This is a genomic window from Kocuria sp. CNJ-770 (genome assembly GCF_001942375.1).
GTDB lineage: Bacteria > Actinomycetota > Actinomycetes > Actinomycetales > Micrococcaceae > Kocuria > Kocuria oceani.
Map to the genome: position 1 here is coordinate 1 of NZ_MKJW01000138.1, position 14187 is coordinate 14187.

Here is a 14187-nt window from a genome sequence, read left to right on the forward strand (position 1 = left end):
GTTGGCCAGGTTGAAGGCCGCGTGGTTCATGGCGGCGGTGAGGGAGGGGGCGTCCTTGGCCTCGCGCAGCAGGCGCATCTGCAGGGACGTGGTGAACACGGAGCCCATGACGCCGATCCACAGCACGCCGAGCACGGCCGCGACGGCCGAGTGGGCGAAGAGGCCGAAGAACACGAGCGCCACGGCCGAGACGGCGCCGGCGCCCAGAACGGTCTTCTCGATCGAGCGGTCCACCAGCGGGCCCACCAGGAGCGAGCCCAGGGTCATGCCCACGCCGAACACGGCCAGCACCCACGGCACCGCCGAGATGCTCAGGCCGGTGAGCTCGGTGAGGGTGGGGGAGATGAAGGTGTAGACCGCGAACATGCCGCCGAAGCCCACGGTCCCCGCGATGAGGGTCAGCGTGACCTGGGGGCGGCCCAGCGCGCGGATCTCCTGGGCGACGGAGACGCCGCCGCCCTGCCGGGTCCTGGGCACGAACACGGCCAGGGCCGCGACGGTCAGCAGGCCGATCAGCACCACGAGGCCGTAGCCGGAGCGCCAGCCCAGGGCCCCGCCGAGGGCGGCCGCCAGGGGGACCCCCGCGATGTTGGCCACCGTCAGGCCCAGGGCGACGCGGGCCACCGCGGTGCCCCGCCGCTCGCGCGGCACGAGGGAGGAGGCCACCACCGCGGCCACCCCGAAGTAGGCCCCGTGGGGCAGGCCGGAGAGGAAGCGGGCGACGTAGAGCCAGTCGAGGGTGGGGGCCGCCGCCGAGAGGGCGTTGCCGACGGTGAAGGCCGCCATCAGCCCGAGGAGCAGCGTCTTACGCTCCACCCGGGAGGTCAGGGTGGTGATCAGCGGCGCGCCGACCACCACGCCCAGGGCGTAGAGCGAGATGGAGTGGGCCAGGGCGGGGATCGAGGCGCCGAAGTCCTCGGCGATGAAGGGCAGCAGGCCCATCGAGGCGAACTCGGTGGTGCCCACGCCGAAGCCTCCGAGGGCGAGGGCGAGGATGGCGAAGCGGGTGCCGGTGGGTCCAGGGGCGTTGATGACCTGGAGCACCGCAGTGCGAGGTGCGGACATGGCGGGTCCTTCCGGGTGGAACAGGAACAGGGAGGAAGGCGCGTCGTCGAGCCGGACTGGATGAAGCACCGACACTACGGAGGAAGTCGACGGCGCCCAAGGGTTTCGGCGTGTGATCTTGGACAAATCGACCGGGGTGTGATAGGCGTCGCGCACGTCGGTGAGCGCCACCACGGGACGTCCTGCGGCAGGTCGGACTGCCTGGTGGGAATTCGTGCTGGCTCCCCAAGGTTGAGTGAAGTAGACTCAGGTTAGCTGAACTGCCCGACCGCACTCCGAGGCGAGAGGCGCCCGGGTCGGTTCGTTCCGATCGTGCACAAGGAGCCGCTGTGGAGACCAAGCTCACCACCAAGTCGCAGGAGGCCCTCGCCGCCGCCTCCACCAACGCCTCGACCGCGGGCAATCCGCAGGTCGAGCCCGCCCACATCCTCAAGGCCCTGATGGACCAGCGCGAGGGTGTGGCCGTCGCCGTCCTGAAGGCCACCGGCGCCGACGTCGACGCCGTGTCCGCGCAGGCCAGCGCCGCCATCAAGGCCCTGCCCTCGGCGTCCGGGGCCTCGACCGCCCAGGCCCAGTTCAACCGCGGCGCGCTGCAGGTCATCCAGGCCGCGGAGCAGTTCGCCACGTCTCTGGGGGACGAGTACATCTCCACGGAGCACCTCCTGTACGGCCTCGCCCAGCAGGAGGGCAGGGTCGGTGAGATCCTGCGCACCGCCGGCGCCGGCCCCGATCAGCTCAAGACCACCATCCCGTCCGTGAGAGGAGACCGCCGGGTGACCACCCCCGACCCCGAGGGCACCTTCCAGGCGCTCGAGAAGTTCGGCACCGACCTGACCGCCATGGCCCGCGAGGGCAAGCTCGACCCCGTGATCGGGCGGGACTCCGAGATCCGCCGCGTGGTCCAGGTCCTGTCCCGCCGCACCAAGAACAACCCCGTGCTCATCGGCGAGCCCGGCGTCGGCAAGACCGCCGTGGTCGAAGGCCTCGCCCAGCGCATGGTCGCCGGTGACGTCCCGGAGTCCCTGCGGGACAAGACGCTGATCTCCCTGGACCTCGGGTCCATGGTCGCCGGCGCGAAGTACCGCGGCGAGTTCGAGGAGCGGCTCAAGGCCGTCCTGGAGGAGATCAAGCAGTCCGAGGGGCGGGTCGTCACCTTCATCGACGAGCTGCACACCGTCGTCGGCGCGGGCGCCGCCGAGGGTTCGATGGACGCGGGCAACATGCTCAAGCCCATGCTCGCCCGCGGCGAGCTGCGCCTGATCGGGGCGACCACCCTGGACGAGTACCGGGAGAACATCGAGAAGGACGCCGCCCTGGAGCGCCGCTTCCAGCAGGTCTACGTCGGGGAGCCCTCCGTGGAGGACACCGTGGCCATCCTGCGCGGGCTCAAGGAGCGCTACGAGGCCCACCACAAGGTCCAGATCGCGGACTCCGCCCTCGTCGCGGCCGCGACGCTGTCCAACCGGTACATCCCCGGCCGCCAGCTGCCGGACAAGGCCATCGACCTCGTCGACGAGGCCGCGTCCCGGCTGCGCATGGAGATCGACTCCGCCCCGGAGGAGATCGACCAGCTGCGCCGCGCCGTCGACCGGCTGACCATGGAGGAGCTCGCCCTGGAGCGGGAGACCGACCCGGCGTCGGTCGAGCGGCTGACCGCGCTGCGCCAGGAGCTGGCCGACAGGCGGGCCGAGCTGGACGCCCTCAACGCCCGCTGGGAGGCCGAGAAGGCCGGCCTGAACCGCGTGGGCGACCTCAAGGAGCGGATCGACAACCTGCGCTCGCAGGCCGAGATGGCCCAGCGTCAGGGCGACCTCGCCGAGGCCTCCCGGCTGCTCTACGGGGAGATCCCCGCCCTGCAGAAGGAGCTCGACGTCGCCCAGGAGCAGGAGGACACCTCCGCCCCGCACGACACCATGGTCTCCGAGGAGGTCACGGCCGACGACGTGGCCGAGGTGATCTCGGCCTGGACCGGCATCCCCGCCGGGCGCATGCTGCAGGGCGAGACCGAGAAGCTCATGCACATGGAGGAGCTGCTCGGCAAGCGGCTCATCGGCCAGCACCGCGCCGTGCAGGCGGTCGCGGACGCCGTGCGCCGCTCGCGCGCGGGCATCTCCGACCCGAACCGGCCGATCGGCTCCTTCCTGTTCCTGGGCCCCACCGGCGTGGGCAAGACCGAGCTGGCGAAGTCGCTGGCGGAGTTCCAGTTCGACGACGAGCGCGCCTGGTGCGGATCGACATGTCCGAGTACGGCGAGAAGCACACCGTCTCCCGGCTGGTCGGGGCCCCTCCGGGCTACGTCGGCTACGAGGAGGGCGGCCAGCTGACCGAGTCGGTGCGGCGCCGGCCGTACTCGGTGGTCCTGCTCGACGAGATCGAGAAGGCCCACCCGGACGTCTTCGACATCCTCCTGCAGGTGCTCGACGACGGGCGCCTCACCGACGGCCAGGGGCGGACCGTGGACTTCCGCAACGTCATCCTGATCCTCACCTCGAACCTGGGCAGCCAGTTCCTGGTGGACCAGACGATCGACCAGGACGCCAAGCGGGAGGCGGTGATGAGCGTGGTCAACGCCTCGTTCAAGCCCGAGTTCCTCAACCGGCTCGACGACGTCATCCTGTTCGACCCGCTGTCCACGGCCGACCTGTCGAGGATCGTGGACATCCAGGTCGCCCAGCTGGCCGACCGGCTGGGCCAGCGGCGCCTGAGCCTGGAGGTCACCCCGGCGGCGACCGAGTGGCTGGGCATCACCGGCTACGACCCCGCCTACGGTGCCCGGCCGCTGCGCCGGCTGGTGCAGCGCGAGATCGGGGACAAGCTCGCCAAGGCGATCCTCTCCGGGACGGTCGTGGACGGCGACACCGTGCGGGTGGACGTCAACGCGGACGTCGTGGCGGACGGGCTGACCGTGAGCGCGGTGCGCGAGCAGGCCCACGCCGCGGGCTGAGCCCGAGGGGCGGCCGTTCCGGGCACGGGCCGGGACCGGGGGAGACCCGGTCCCGGCCCGCTCCGCGGGGTCCCGGAGCGGGCGCCGCCCCCCTCCCGTGAGGTTCCCGACAGTCCACCGTGCGCGAGCCGGGGCGGGCGCAACGGACCGGCAAACCATGTACCCTGGTCTCACGAACCATTCATACGACATTTCCGGGGCCGTACTCTGTGCCTGAGTGCCGCCGTCCGGACCAAGAGGCAGAGGGGGTCACGCCATGGGGCGCGGCCGTCAAAAGGCGAAGGCGACACGGCAGGCGCGGGAGATGAAGTACTTCAGCCCGCAGACCGACCTCACGGCACTCCAGCGGGAGCTGCGCGGCAGCGAGCGGATGCCGCCGCTGCGGGAGCCGGTCGAGGAGAAGGTCGAAGAGGACGAGGACGACTACTCGGCCTACGTCGACAAGTACGCCGACGACTACGACGAGGACTACCGCCGGTAAGTGCCGGGAGCTCCGCTCGTCTCAACCGAATGACGCAACAGGTGCCCGTCCAGGACGAGCACCTTCTTTGCGTTCCCGGGACGTCCCGGACCACCCCGGGAAAATTCCCCGGGACCACGATCCGAGCGGCAGGGCCGCCCGAGCATCCGCCCGGGCGGCCCTGCCGCGTGCTGCGGGGACCGCTCAGCCGGCGTAGGCGCTGACCATGCGCACCGCGCCGCCGTCCACGCCCTTGGCGCCCTGCACCCAGTCGGGGCCGCCGTGCTCGGCTGCCGGGTCGATCTCGGCCACGGTGCCCATGACCCACGAGCTCAGCCCGCGGGCGGTGAGGTGGGCGACGGCGTCCTCGGCCACGTCCGGGTCGACGATCGCGACCATCCCCACACCGAGGTTGAGGGTCCGCTCGAGATCGGGCAGCGGGACGTTGCCGAGCTGGCCAATCAGCTGGAAGACGGCGGGCAGCTCCCAGGTGGAGCGGTCGACGGTCGCCTCCAGGCCCGCGGGCAGCACCCGGGCGAGGTTCGCGGCGAGCCCGCCGCCGGTGACGTGGCTGAAGCCGCGCACGCCGTGGCCGGTGGTGCGGTCCGGGCCGTTGACGGGGAAGGCGGCCGCGAGGTCCAGGACGTCGGCGGCGTACACGCGGGTGGGCTCGAGCAGCTCCTCGCCCAGGGTCCGGCCGAGCTCGGTGACCTGCCGGTCCAGGGACCAGCCGGCCACGTTGATGACCTTGCGCACCAGCGAGTAGCCGTTGGAGTGCAGCCCGGAGGAGGCCATGCCGATGACCACGTCCCCGGCGCGCACCCGGTCCGGGCCCAGCAGCTCGTCGGCCTCCACGACCCCGGTGGCCGCCCCCGCCACGTCGTACTCGTCCGGGCGCAGCAGGCCCGGGTGCTCGGCGGTCTCCCCGCCCACCAGCGCGGTGCCCGCCTGCTCGCAGGCGGCGGCGACGCCGCGCACGATGTCGGCGATCCGCTCGGGCACCACCCGGCCCGTGGCGATGTAGTCGGTCATGAACAGCGGCTTGGCGCCCACCACCACGATGTCGTCGACGACCATGCCCACCAGGTCGAAGCCGATGGTGTCGTGCACGTCGAGGGTCTGGGAGATCGCGACCTTCGTGCCGACGCCGTCGGTGGAGGTCGCCAGGTAGGGCTTGCGGTAGCCCGTGAGCTCCGAGACGTCGAACAGGCCCGCGAATCCCCCGACCCCGCCGATCACGTTCGGGGTGTGCGTGGCACGGACCGCGCTCTTCATGAGCTCGACGGCGCGGTCGCCGGCCTCGACGTCCACGCCCGCGCTGGCGTAGGTGACGGTGCGGTTCGTGGAGGAGGGGTGCTGGGCCATGGTCAGGCGTCCTTCGCGGTCTCGGGCTGGGTGGCGGGCTGGGCGGCAGAGGGGGTCCCGGGCCCGGCCGGCACCCGGTCCTCGGGCAGCAGCAGGTCCTCGAGGTCGGAGTCCGGCCCCGGGTCGCAGCCCGTGGAGCCGTCCTGCACCCCCGGGTCCTGGTCGGAGATGCGCGTGCGCCCGGCCGTCCGCCGGGACAGGCCGTCGTCGGAGGAGGGCCGGGTGTCGATGGAGACGGCGGAGGCGTGCTCGGGCCGCCGTGCCACGGACGGCCCGCCCGGCTCCCGCCGGGGCGAGGAGTCCACCGGTGTGCGGGCCTCGAAGACGTTCTTGCCCAGCTTGTCCGCGTCCGGCAGGCGGGTCGGGTACGTCCCGGAGAAGCAGGCCGTGCACAGCTCGGCACGGTCCTGCCGGGTGGCCGAGACCATGCCGTCCTCGGAGATGTAGCCGAGGGAGTCCGCGCCCAGGGACGCCCGGATCTCCTCGACCCCCAGTCCGTTGGCGATCAGCTCCGCGCGCGAGGCGAAGTCGATGCCGTAGAAGCACGGCCACTTGATGGGCGGGGAGGAGATCCGCACGTGGATCTCCGCGGCCCCGGCCTCGCGCAGCATCCGGATGAGCGCGCGCTGGGTGTTGCCGCGCACGATCGAGTCGTCGATGACGACCAGGCGCTTGCCCGCGACCACCGACTTCAGCGGATTGAGCTTGAGCCGGATCCCCAGCTGCCGGATGGTGTCCGAGGGCTGGATGAAGGTCCGGCCCACGTAGGCGTTCTTGACCAGGCCGTTGCCGAACGGGATCCCGGACTCCTCGGCGTAGCCGATGGCGGCGGGGGTCCCGGACTCGGGGGTCGGCATGACCAGATCGGCCTCGACCCGGTGCTCCCGGGCCAGCCGGCGGCCCATCTCCACGCGGGACTCGTACACGGAGCGGCCGTTGATGGTGGTGTCCGGGCGGGCCAGGTACACGTACTCGAACACGCACGCCGCGCGGCGGGTCTCGGCGAAGCGCTGCGAGCGCAGGCCGTGCTCGTCGATGGCCACGAACTCGCCGGGCTCGATCTCCCGGACCAGCGAGGCGCCCACGATGTCCAGGGCGGCGGTCTCCGAGGCGACCACCCAGCCCCGGTCCAGCCGGCCGAGGACCAGCGGGCGGATGCCCTGCGGGTCGCGGGCCGCGTAGAGGGTGTGCTCGTCCATGAACGCCAGGCAGAAGGAGCCCACGAGCTGGGGGAGCAGCTGCATCGCGGCGTCCTCGAGGGAGCCGTGCGGGTGCTCGGCCAGCAGCGCGGTCACCAGGGCGGTGTCCGTGGTGTTGCCCTGTGCCATCTCGCCGCGCGAGGGGAAGCCGGACTTGTCGATGAGCTTGTCGTAGAGCTCGGCCGAGTTGGTGAGGTTGCCGTTGTGCGCCAGCGCCACGGTCCCGTGCGGGGTCGCACCCAGGGTGGGCTGCGCGTTGGCCCAGTGGGAGCCGCCCGTGGTGGAGTACCGGCAGTGGCCCACGGCCAGGTGCCCGGTGAGGGTGTTGAGGGTGGTCTCGTCGAAGACCTGGGAGACGAGGCCCATGTCCTTGTAGACGGCGATGCGCTGCCCGTCGCTGGCGGCGATGCCGGCCGACTCCTGGCCGCGGTGCTGCAGGGCGTAGAGGCCGTAGTAGGCCAGCTTCGCGACCTCCTCGCCGGGGGCCCACACGCCGAACACGCCGCACGCGTCCTGGGGGCCCTTCTCTCCGGGGAGCAGGTCGTGGCTGAGTTGTCCGTCAGGGTGAACCACGTCGATCAGCTTCTCTCACGCTCGGGGGTCGGTGGGCCGCGGGTCCTCGGCCTCCGGGTCCGCAGCTTCCGGGGCCGCCTGCTGCGGGGCCGCGGGGTCGTCCTCGCCCACGACCTCGGTCGTCACCGCCCGCGCGCGGGCCACCGAGAGGCGGTCCAGCACGAGGGCCACGACCGCACCGGCGGCCAGGCCGACCACGGCGAAGACCGAGACCATGAACATGACCACGGCGCCCTGGGTGAACTGGGCGCTCGCCCCTCCGGCCAGACCGACGAGCACGCCCACGACGATGCCGGCGACACCGCCGAGCACCACGAACGCCCAGATGTTGGGCGCGCGGCGCAGCGTCATCTGCTGGCTGCCGGTCGCGGCGAGCGGCACGGCCGTCTGCCGGCGGCGCCGGCGCGGCCACTTCCGCGCGGGCGGGCGCGACGAGGGAGACGGTGCGGAGGTCATGCCCTCAAGGCTACCGGGGAAAGAGGGGGAGGGCGTCCGCCAGATCGGTCCGTGTGCCCGAGGCCACAACCGTTCCCGCGGCCACGGCCTCGGACCAGGTCAGGGAGCCCGTGACCAGGCCCAGCCAGGTCCCGGCGTCGGTCTCGACGACGTTGGGCGGGGTGCCGCGGGTGTGCCGGGGCCCGGCCACGCACTGGGTCACGCCGAAGGGCGGCACGCGCACCTCCACGCTGTTGCCGGGGCGGCGCTCGGCCAGCTCCTCGAGGCTGTAGCGCACGGCCGTGGCCACGGTGGGCCGGGCGGCGGCGGTCGGGTCCGCGCGCCAGGCGTCCAGGGCGAGCACCCCGTCCGCGGGCTCGATGCGCCGGCGGGCCACGGCGCTACTCCTGCCCGAGCGCCCGGGCCAGGTCCGGGCCCAGGAGCTCCAGGAGCGGGTCGGCCGCCCGGATCCGGCCCACCGGGCGGGCGGCGCCCATGATCGGGCGCACCACCCGGCCGATCACCGCGGCGGCGGCCGGGACGGGCACGGCCCCGGCGTGGGCCAGCAGGCTCAGCCCGATGAGCGCGTTGGCGCGGGAGCTGCCGTCGAGCACCTTGAGCGCCACCGACCAGCCGGCCCGGGTGCCGATGGCCAGCACGCCCTCGGCTCCCAGCTTGGCCACGACGTCGAGCTCCTCCATGACCACGGTGTTGTACCGGCCGGGCCCGTGCACGAACTCGGGGTAGTCGAGCATGCACTGGGCCACCGTGGCGGCCCGGGCGTCGGCGTCGAGGTTGCCCGCGGCGCGGCCGAGGGTCGAGTAGGCGCGGGCGAGGCCGGTGAGCGAGATCGCCGCCAGGGGCGCGCCGCAGCCGTCCACGCCGACGTGGGCGACCGGCTCGCCGGAGAACTCCTCGACGGTCTCGAGCACGGTCCGCTGCAGCGGGTGCTCCGGGTCCAGGTAGCTGTCCGTGGGCCAGTCGTTCTCCGTGCACGCCCACAGGAACGCGGCGTGCTTGCCGGAGCAGTTCATGCAGATCCGGCTCTTCCCCCGCCCGGCCCGCAGGAGCTCGGCGCGGACCTCCTCGTCCTCGGGCCAGTCCGGCGGGCACTGCAGCGCCTCCTCGGTCAGCCCGGAGGCCTCGAGGATGGAGCTGACGGCGCCCAGCTGCTCGAACGAGCCGATGTGGGAGGCCGAGGCGATGGCCACCTGGGCGCCGCGCAGCGGGACCCCGGCCTTCATCGAGGCGATCGTCTGGAACGGCTTGAGCGTGGAGCGGGGGAAGATCGGGGTGCCGATGTCGCCCAGCTCCACGGCCACGTTCCCGTCCGGGTCCAGGACCGCGGCGGAGCCGCGGTGGCGGGACTCGACGAAGCCGCTGCGCTCGATCACCGCGAGGTCCACGGCACGGTCCGAGGTGAAGGTCTGCATCCGCCCAGTATGTCAGCCGGGCCGGGCGCGCCCGGGCCGCCCCGGGAGGGCCACGGCGCGCCGGGCTCAGTTGTCGGTGCCGGCCTCGGCGTCGGTGTCCGCCCCGGTGCCCGCGCCTCCGGCGTCGCCGCCCGCGTCGCCCTCGGGCGAGGTGCCCTCGGCGCCCGTGTCGGTGGTGGCGTCGTCGCCCATGCCGGTCTGCCCGGCCGTGGGCTCGGTGCCCGCCCCGGTCTCCGCGGCAGTGGGGTCGGCGCCCATCTCGGACTCCGCCATCGAGTTCTCGGGCACGGACTCGCCCGGAGCCTCCGGCTCGGTGTTGTCGCAGCCGGCCAGGAAGAGACCGAGGGCCGCGGCGGCGGATGCTGCTGTGAGTCGTCTCTGCGTGCTCATGCGTCCACGGTAGAACTGTGATCCGGCTCACCAGGGAAGATGTCCGAGGAAGTCCTCGGCCGGCGGAAACCGTGACACGAACATCAGGTCACTTATCTATACTGGAGGGTTGGCTTGCGTCGACGGCGACGATGTGTCAGAAGCCGCTGCCGACCACTAGCCTGAGGGCGTGAAGGTTCTGGTACTGGGCCCCGGAGGCCGTGAACACGCAATCATCCGCGCACTGCTGGCAGATCCCGAGGTCGCGCAGGTGCACTGCGCACCGGGCAACGCCGGCATCGCGCAGCTCGTCCCGGTCCACGCCGTGGACGCGAACGACCCCGCGGCGGCCACGGCCCTCGCCCGCGAGCTCGCCGCCGACCTCGTGGTGGTCGGCCCCGAGGCGCCCCTGGTCGCCGGTGTGGCCGACGCCCTGCGCGCGGCGGGCTTCCCCGTCTTCGGCCCCTCGCAGGCCGCGGCGCGCCTCGAGGGCTCGAAAGCCTTCGCCAAGGAGGTCATGGCCGCGGCCGGCGTGCCCACCGCGATGGCCCGGGTGGCCACCACCGAGGAGGAGGCCGCCGACGCCCTCGACACCTTCGGCGCCCCCTACGTCGTCAAGGACGACGGGCTCGCCGCCGGCAAGGGCGTGGTCGTCACCTCCGACCGCGCGGCGGCCCTCGAGCACGCCGCGGCCTGCTTCGCGGCGGGCGGGTCCGTGGTGGTCGAGGAGTTCCTCGACGGGCCCGAGGTCTCCCTGTTCGTGCTCACCGACGGCTCCCGGGTGATCCCGCTGAGCCCGGCCCAGGACTTCAAGCGGATCCGCGACGGCGACGAGGGCCCCAACACCGGCGGGATGGGCGCCTACACGCCGCTGCCGTGGCTGCCGGAAGGCTTCGTGGACGAGGTCGTGGAGCGGGTGGCGCGTCCCACGGTCGACGAGATGCGCCGCCGGGGCACGCCCTTCGTGGGGGTGCTGTACTGCGGGCTGGCCATGACCAGCCGCGGGCTGCGCGTGATCGAGTTCAACGCCCGCTTCGGCGACCCGGAGACCCAGGCCGTGCTGGCCCGGCTCACCACCCCGCTCGGCCGGCTGCTGCTCGACGCCGCGGCCGGCCGGCTCGACGAGGCCGAGCGGCTGCGCTGGCGCCCGGAGCCGGCCGTCGCGGTCGTCGTCGCCGCGCAGGACTACCCGGACACCCCCCGCACGGGCGACCCGATCGGCGGCCTGGAGCGGGCCGAGGCGCTGGAGGGCGTCCACGTGGTCCACGCCGGCACCGCGGTGGCCGCCGAGGGCCCGCACGCCGGGCGGATCGTCTCCGCCGGCGGGCGCGTGCTCGCCGTCGTCGCCCTCGGCGCGGACCTGGAGGCCGCCCGCGAGCGCGCCTACCGCGGGGTGGGGCTGGTCGAGCTGGAGGGCTCCCAGCACCGCACCGACATCGCCCTGAAGGCCGCCCGGGGGCTGATCACGGTCCCCGGCGTTCCCGACCCCCGTCCCCGGCAGGAGCAGGCATGAGCGAGCAGAGCACCGTCACCACCCCACCGCAGATCCCCGGGTGGACCCACATCTACTCGGGCAAGGTCCGGGAGCTGTACGTCCCCGAGGAGTCGCGGCTGCGGGCCACGGGGGTGGCCATCCACGACAACGCCGAGTACCGGGCCGGCTCCGTCCTGGTGGTGGCCACCGACCGGATCAGCGCGTTCGACGAGGTCGTCCCCACGCTGATCCCGGACAAGGGCAAGATCCTCACGCAGCTGTCCCTGTGGTGGTTCGAGCAGCTCGAGGGGGTGCCCAACCACGTGCTCACCACCGATGTTCCCGAGCCCGTGCGGGGGCGCGCGGTGGTCTGCAAGAACCTCTCGATGTTCCCGGTCGAGTGCATCGCCCGCGGCTACCTGACCGGCTCGGGGCTCAAGGACTACCGGGAGACCGGGGAGGTCTGCGGGATCCGGCTGCCCGAGGGGCTCGTGGACGGCTCCCGGCTGGCCGAGCCGATCTTCACCCCGACCGGCAAGGCGGAGGTGGGCGAGCACGACCTGCCCGTCACGTTCCAGGAGATGGCCGACGTGGTGGGCCGTGCCGTGGCCGACCGGCTGCGCGAGCTCACCCTGACCATCTACGGCGCCGCCGAGAAGATCGCCCGGGAGCGCGGGATCATCGTGGCGGACACCAAGGTCGAATTCGGCCTGGACTCCTACCGCGGCGCCATCACCCTGGGCGACGAGGTGCTCACCCCCGACTCCTCCCGCTTCTGGGACGCGGAGACCTACGCGCCGGGGCAGGCGCAGCCGTCCTTCGACAAGCAGTACGTGCGGGACTGGCTGCGCTCGGACGAGTCCGGGTGGACGGGGGCGGGCCCGGTGCCGCAGCTGCCGGACGACGTCGTGGAGAAGACCCGGGCGCGCTACGTCGAGGCGTTCGAGCGGCTCACCGGCCGGTCCTTCGACCCGGAGGGCGGCTTCTTCGAGGTGGCCGGGCCGCCGGAGTACTGAGCCGGCTCAGCCGCCCAGGGCTCAGCCACCCAGGGCTCAGGCGCCCGGGGCCTCCGGGGTCCACACCGCGCGGACCATGTCCACGCGCACGAGGTGCCGGTCGTCCTCGAGCAGGGGTGTGCCCTCCTCCCGGTACCGTTCCCGGGCCTCGGCCTGGAGGTGGTCGGCCAGGATGCCCTGCACGGTCACCACCCGCCACCACGGCAGCTGCGCTCCGGTGGGGTTGCGCGCCATGAGCGTGCCGACCACGCGCGGGGAGCGGCACTCGGCCAGCTCCGCCACGTCCTTGTAGGACAGCACCCGCCCCGGGGGAATGGCGGCGACGACCTCGGCCACCCGCTGCGCCAGCCGGTGCGGGGCGGGGGCGGACCCGGTCACCGGGCCTCCGGCACAGGGGCACCGTGGGTCACCGTGACACCGTCCGTCACAGGGCCTCCCGGCCGTCCACCGGCAGGCAGACGTCGAGCACCCACTGCCCGCCCTCGGGGCCGCTCTCGGCGTGGCCGCCCAGCAGCGAGACGCGCTCGGTGATCCCGCGCAGGCCGAGTCCCGAGGACAGCTCGGAGGGCCGGCCCGGCGCGTGCGGGGACGAACGGGGCAGCGGGTTGGTGACCCGCAGTTTCAACTCGTGGTCGTCGGCCGCCACGGAGATCACGCAGCAAGACCCCCGCGGGGCGTACTTGATGATGTTGGTGACGGCCTCCTGCAGGATGCGGGCCGCCGTGCCGCGCACGGTCGTGGGCGTGGCCTCGAGGTCCCCGGAAAGCTGCACCTGGGGGTCGAAGCGCAGGTCCCGCAGGCTCGCCGCGAGGGAGGCGACCACCTGGTCCAGGCTGCCGATGGCCAGGCCCGCGCCCGTCACGTCGCGCGGGTGCTCGCCGTCGTTCTCGTCCCGCAGCAGCCGCAGCAGCACCCGCAGCTCGTGCAGGGCCGAGCGTGCCGCGCCCTCCACGGTCTCCAGGACCTGGTGCAGCTCCCCGACGTCCTCGGAGCGGCGCCGGCTCATGGTCTGCATCGTGATGAGTGTGAGCTCGTGGGCCACCACGTCGTGCAGGTCCCGGGCCAGGGCCTGCCGCTCGTCCTCACGGAGCCGTTCGTTGAGGATCTCGAGGTCCCGCACCTGTTGCTCACTGCGTTGACGCTGCAACCGGAAGTGGCGGATGCCGGCGCCGATGAGGGCGGCTGCGAGAACGGGGATGAAAAGGGTCCAGAAGACTTCGCCGCTGACGCCGCCTTCGCGCAAGAACGCAGCCATGCATATCCAGACGAAATAGACCAGTAGATGGGCGGCGATGAAGCGGTACGTCGCGTTGGCGACTACGGCTGCCGTCACCACGGCTGCCGCCATGAACACTGCGCCAAAATTGTCGATCAGGACGGATGTGATCAAACAACCGACCGACACGACGCTGGCCCACGTGGCACGCCAGGCGGCGAGACCGATGACGGCGTAGGCCAGAACGCCGTCCAATGCCCGCAGAATCTCGCTCGGGACCGAGCCCGTGAAGCCGGTGACCAGGTGTCCCATGTCGTCCAGAAGGGACACGAACGCATATAGAACGAGCACCGCCGACAGCCACCAAGCCATGGGCTCGGCGTGGAAGAAATCGCTCTTCCGGGCTGTGCGCGGTGCTCGTTCTAAGGATGCAGTTACATTAGCCACAAGGACAGTGATACCGCATCAGCAGATGGCGGGGAACCAGCTGCACACCACGTAACGCGGTGCGGCGTTGGCGGGGGCGACGGGGGCGACGACGAGGGTCGTGGCGACGAGCGTAGCGGCGAGGGCGCTGGTGATCTTCTTCTTCATGGGGGGGGGCTCCTTGGATCACGAGGCAGCACCGGATCGGGGGG

The 14187-nt window shown here is 72.7% G+C and carries 13 protein-coding genes and 1 pseudogene; 4 read left to right on the plus strand and 10 right to left on the minus strand.

Annotation, left to right across the window (positions count from 1 at the left end):
- Positions 1-1065, minus strand: a 1065-nt coding sequence (locus BJF77_RS16695; RefSeq protein WP_075872874.1) for an MFS transporter, incomplete at its 3' end; no start/stop codon positions are given.
- A 329-nt stretch (positions 1066-1394) separates the two neighbouring features.
- Between BJF77_RS16695 and clpB the strand changes: the two are divergent.
- Positions 1395-4009, plus strand: a pseudogene (clpB, locus tag BJF77_RS16700) (ATP-dependent chaperone ClpB).
- Positions 4010-4265: 256 nt separating this feature from the next.
- On the plus strand, positions 4266-4490 hold the full coding sequence (locus tag BJF77_RS16705; RefSeq protein WP_047801959.1) for a DUF3073 domain-containing protein: 225 nt from the start codon (positions 4266-4268) through the stop codon (positions 4488-4490).
- Positions 4491-4673: 183 nt separating this feature from the next.
- Here BJF77_RS16705 and purM read toward each other — a convergent pair whose 3' ends face one another.
- The 6 genes from purM to BJF77_RS20260 all read right to left on the minus strand — a co-directional run bounded on the left by purM (position 4674) and on the right by BJF77_RS20260 (position 9864).
- On the minus strand, positions 4674-5834 hold the full coding sequence (purM, locus tag BJF77_RS16710; protein WP_075872869.1) for a phosphoribosylformylglycinamidine cyclo-ligase: 1161 nt from the start codon (positions 5832-5834) through the stop codon (positions 4674-4676).
- Positions 5835-5836: 2 nt separating this feature from the next.
- On the minus strand, positions 5837-7606 hold the full coding sequence (gene purF / locus BJF77_RS16715; protein WP_075872870.1) for an amidophosphoribosyltransferase: 1770 nt from the start codon (positions 7604-7606) through the stop codon (positions 5837-5839).
- A 15-nt stretch (positions 7607-7621) separates the two neighbouring features.
- Positions 7622-8062 carry a hypothetical protein gene (locus BJF77_RS16720; RefSeq protein ID WP_139318624.1) on the minus strand — a complete coding sequence of 147 codons (441 nt, stop codon included), beginning with the start codon at positions 8060-8062 and terminating at the stop codon, positions 7622-7624.
- Positions 8063-8072: 10 nt separating this feature from the next.
- Complete coding sequence (locus tag BJF77_RS16725) at positions 8073-8438, minus strand: sterol carrier family protein (protein WP_075872871.1); 366 nt, start codon at positions 8436-8438, stop codon at positions 8073-8075.
- 4 nt (positions 8439-8442) lie between these two features.
- On the minus strand, positions 8443-9474 hold the full coding sequence (locus BJF77_RS16730) for an asparaginase (RefSeq protein ID WP_047801955.1): 1032 nt from the start codon (positions 9472-9474) through the stop codon (positions 8443-8445).
- 66 nt (positions 9475-9540) lie between these two features.
- Positions 9541-9864 (minus strand): hypothetical protein, encoded by a 324-nt coding sequence (locus BJF77_RS20260; protein ID WP_047801954.1) that lies wholly within the window; start codon positions 9862-9864, stop codon positions 9541-9543.
- 169 nt (positions 9865-10033) lie between these two features.
- Between BJF77_RS20260 and purD the strand changes: the two genes are divergently transcribed.
- Together purD and BJF77_RS16745 are read left to right on the plus strand one after the other, a co-directional pair.
- A complete protein-coding gene (gene purD, locus BJF77_RS16740; RefSeq protein WP_047801953.1) occupies positions 10034-11356 on the plus strand; it encodes a phosphoribosylamine--glycine ligase in 1323 nt (440 codons plus the stop codon).
- Positions 11353-12333, plus strand: coding sequence for a phosphoribosylaminoimidazolesuccinocarboxamide synthase (locus BJF77_RS16745; RefSeq protein WP_047801952.1), 981 nt, complete (start codon positions 11353-11355; stop codon positions 12331-12333). The genes purD and BJF77_RS16745 overlap by 4 nt, the downstream gene beginning before the upstream one ends.
- Before the next feature lie 36 nt (positions 12334-12369).
- On the opposite strand, the gene BJF77_RS16750 is transcribed toward BJF77_RS16745, so the two are convergent.
- The 3 genes from BJF77_RS16750 to BJF77_RS22160 all read right to left on the minus strand — a co-directional run bounded on the left by BJF77_RS16750 (position 12370) and on the right by BJF77_RS22160 (position 14143).
- Positions 12370-12711: an MGMT family protein gene (locus tag BJF77_RS16750; protein WP_075872872.1), complete on the minus strand. Its 342-nt coding sequence runs from the start codon at positions 12709-12711 to the stop codon at positions 12370-12372.
- A gap of 46 nt (positions 12712-12757) precedes the next feature.
- Positions 12758-13921, minus strand: coding sequence for a sensor histidine kinase (locus BJF77_RS16755; RefSeq protein ID WP_075872873.1), 1164 nt, complete (start codon positions 13919-13921; stop codon positions 12758-12760).
- A gap of 93 nt (positions 13922-14014) precedes the next feature.
- On the minus strand, positions 14015-14143 hold the full coding sequence (locus BJF77_RS22160) for a hypothetical protein (RefSeq protein WP_255396331.1): 129 nt from the start codon (positions 14141-14143) through the stop codon (positions 14015-14017).
- Positions 14144-14187 lie beyond the last annotated feature (44 nt).